General features: G+C 65.8%; 4 protein-coding genes. All 4 read right to left on the bottom strand.

The window, feature by feature from the left end:
* Positions 1-76 precede the first annotated feature (76 nt).
* The 4 genes from ACX80M_RS20920 to ACX80M_RS20905 all read right to left on the bottom strand — a co-directional run bounded on the left by ACX80M_RS20920 (position 77) and on the right by ACX80M_RS20905 (position 2,789).
* Positions 77-271, bottom strand: coding sequence for a cupredoxin domain-containing protein (locus tag ACX80M_RS20920; protein ID WP_459310382.1), 195 nt, complete (start codon positions 269-271; stop codon positions 77-79).
* Between the two features lie 311 nt (positions 272-582).
* Positions 583-1,227: a hypothetical protein gene (locus ACX80M_RS20915; protein ID WP_252603844.1), complete on the bottom strand. Its 645-nt coding sequence runs from the start codon at positions 1,225-1,227 to the stop codon at positions 583-585.
* Between the two features lie 59 nt (positions 1,228-1,286).
* Positions 1,287-1,985, bottom strand: a complete 699-nt coding sequence (locus ACX80M_RS20910) for a sortase domain-containing protein (RefSeq protein WP_459310384.1) — start codon at positions 1,983-1,985, stop codon at positions 1,287-1,289.
* Positions 1,986-2,018: 33 nt separating this feature from the next.
* Positions 2,019-2,789 (bottom strand): hypothetical protein, encoded by a 771-nt coding sequence (locus tag ACX80M_RS20905; RefSeq protein WP_459310380.1) that lies wholly within the window; start codon positions 2,787-2,789, stop codon positions 2,019-2,021.
* Positions 2,790-2,980: the final 191 nt, after the last annotated feature.

Genomic DNA, 2,980 nt, shown 5'->3' with positions numbered 1-2,980 from the left:
CCGGTAACGAAGAAACGAATATCTCCGTTCCAGACCCCACTTCGTTCCCGGTGTACTGCGTCCTTCTGCCGGGGTGTTATTTCACGGTGAGGGTGCCTTTCATGTTGCCGTGGAAGTTGCAGTGGTAGGGGTAGGTCCCGGGTTCGACGGGTGCGGTGAAGGTGCCGGTGCCGACTTGGATGTTGGCGTCGAACGCGTCACCGGTGTCAGCGGTGATGGTGTGCGCTTCGGTGTCTTCGTTGGTCACACTGACCGTCGCTCCGGGGCTCACGGTTTCCGCGCCCTGGTATTTGAAGCCCTTGATCAGTATTTTCGCCGGGGCCGCCGCGGGTGTTGAGCCCGGGCCGGAGGTTGAGGGAGCAGGTTCTGTGGTGGCGGCAGGAGCTGAGGGGAATTGTTCCGCCTGTGTGGGGTTGGCTGTTGTGCCGGACCCGGAGGTGCCGGGGGTCCCGCAGCCCGGACACTACCAGCACGGCTGCCGCTGCCGCGAGTCCGAGCGCGCTACCGGTTCTGGTGTTTGCTTTCATGGGTGCCCCTTTCATGGGTGCCGTCGGTTGGTGCCTTTGTTTGCGCATAAGCGGATCAGGGGTGTTCGACCCAGCAGGCCAGGATGGTGGTGGAGAGCTGGTAGGCCAGGGCGTTCCTGGTGATGTTCTCCGGTCCCAGGGTGGCGGGCAGGTCGGTGGCGTCCACGTGCAGGACGAAGGCGTCTTTTTGGAACACCGCTGACCCGTCGGCGGTTTCGTAGGCCGGGAAGCCGAGGTTCGCGAGGCCTTCGATGGGTGTGGCGTCTTTGGCCAGGGCCTGCATCGCGTCGAAATATACCCGTGCCGACGCAGGGTCTGCAGCTTCCTGGACGGAGATTGCCAGTGCCCCTTCGTCCAGGTGGTAGGTGCAGGTGAAGGTGTTGTCGGCCCAGTCGTTGATGGTGTGCGGGTCCTCCTTCAGGTCCAGGATGGCGGTGAGCCTGTCCATCGGCTGGTCTCCGCAGACCATCAGGGCAGCGTCGCTGGGACCGTCGGCCTTGGGTGTGTCCGGGGATGATGACCCGTCACTGTGGTGCCCGCTGCCCTGGCTGTCGGTGTGCCCCGCCTCGGGTGAAGCAGCCGAGGGGGCCAGCGTCGAGACGTCCGACGGTGCGGTGACGGATCCGGCCGCTGTTGCGCAGCCGGAGAGCAGCAGGGACGAGAGTGCCAACGAGGCCAGCAGGGGAGTACGGTTTTTCATGACTTCCGTCCTGGCCGCTCCCGCTAAGGATTTGCGGCCGCTTTTCAGGCTGTGCGTTGTCAGGCTTTGAGTTTGGCGTAGATGACGTAGTTGTCATCGAAAAGGCCGGTGGCGGGGTCGTAGCCGTCGCAGGTGACCAGCCGGAGTTCGGCGCCGTCGGTGTTGCCGTAGACCTCGAGGGTGGGGAATTCGTTCTTGCTGTAGAGGGCGCCGCGGTCAACGGTGAACACGGCGATGCTGCCGTCGGTTCGGGACACGTTGATTTCGTCGCCGTTTTTGAGCTTTTGGAGGTCCGCGAAGACCCCGGTGTTCCCGCCGAGGGCGTTGACGTGCCCGAGCATCACGGAGGGGCCGCGTTCTCCGGGTGTGGGGGAGCCGTTGTACCAGCTGGCGGGTGTGCCGTTACCGGTGTCTTCCGGTACTTCCAGGGAGCCGTTCTCGCGCAGTCCCAGGTGGAGTAGGTCCGTCCGGACCCCGATCGAGGCAATGGCCAAGGTGACGGGAGCGGAAGCGCCCATCACCGGCGGAAGCTGCTGTGCGGGCGGGGCCGCCACGGGGGCGGCGGGCGGCGGGGTGGCTGTAGCCGGTGTCGGAGCCGCGGTCGTGCCGGGTGTTACCGGAGATGAGGTGGAAGCGGAAGGTGGGGGGCCGGCGTCGGGCGTTCCGTTGTTTCCTGCGCCGCAGCCGGCCAGGGTGAGCAGGAGCAGAACCCCGGCCGCCGCGGAGGCCAGGGGGCCTCTGCGGTGGCCGGGATTCATGAGTGTCACAGTGATGGTCCAGTCAGCCCTTGCTTAGGCTGCTGATTCGGCGCTGCGGCGGCGGACAACGTAGGCTCCGCCGGCGAGGGCGATCAGGGCCAAACCGCCGCCGATAGCGAGGGCTCCGGTGTCGGTGCCGGTTTCGGCGGTGACGCCGGTCTCAGCGCCGCCTGCCGGCATCTTCATCTGGCCGGCCTTCAGGGTCCCGCACAGGGCGGGGGAAGTGGCGGCGAGCGGAAGGGTCGGTGCAAGGTCGCTCTTGGCGGCCTGGCCTGCCGCGCTGAGCGTGGCGGGGTCCAGGCCGTGGACGACGACCACTGCGGTGCCCGCTTTCAGGGAAGCCATGGTCTCGGCGTTCAGTTCGAACGTGCGGTCAACGGTGTAGGCCGCACCCTGGCCGCCGACCTTGAGGTCAAGGCCCGCTGCCGGGCTCGTGTCCCCGCTCGTGGAGAGCGTGGTCTGGATGGGACCGTAGAACGGGTCGCCCTCGGTGGTGGAGATGACCTTGTCCCCGTCCTTATCGGCAGACGGGTCCGGGCAGGTGCCCTGCTTGCCGCCATGGATGTGCTGGACGTGCGGGTACGGGGCATCCATGAACGTCGCCGGCATACCTGAAACTTTCAGGACAACGTGGGCCTGGTTACCGGTGACATCAACTGTGATGGTGCCGGCGCCCGCGCTGCCGTTGAGCTGGCCCAGGGTCGACTGGTAGGACTGGTCCGCGGCCATCGCGGGGGAACCGGAAAGGGCCAGGGCGGCCAAAGCGAGGGTGGGAACTGCCATAAAGCGGAGTGACTTATTCATTTGAAAAATCTCCTCATTCACGCGCGTGTGATGTTGGCGCCCCCGGGAGGGGACACCAGTTCTTCGAGTCAACACCAGAAAAGGACGGGTGAGAATGTGAATTGTGTCACATATTTTCCGGCAGGCCAGCGAGGCGTGGGGTGTTCAGGAGGCCGTGATCCGGCTGGTTCAAGCAGCCGAAGCGCCGCGGC

It is taken from the genome of Pseudarthrobacter sp. MDT1-22, assembly GCF_054511035.1.
This window is presented reverse-complemented; position numbering and strand designations above follow the sequence as displayed.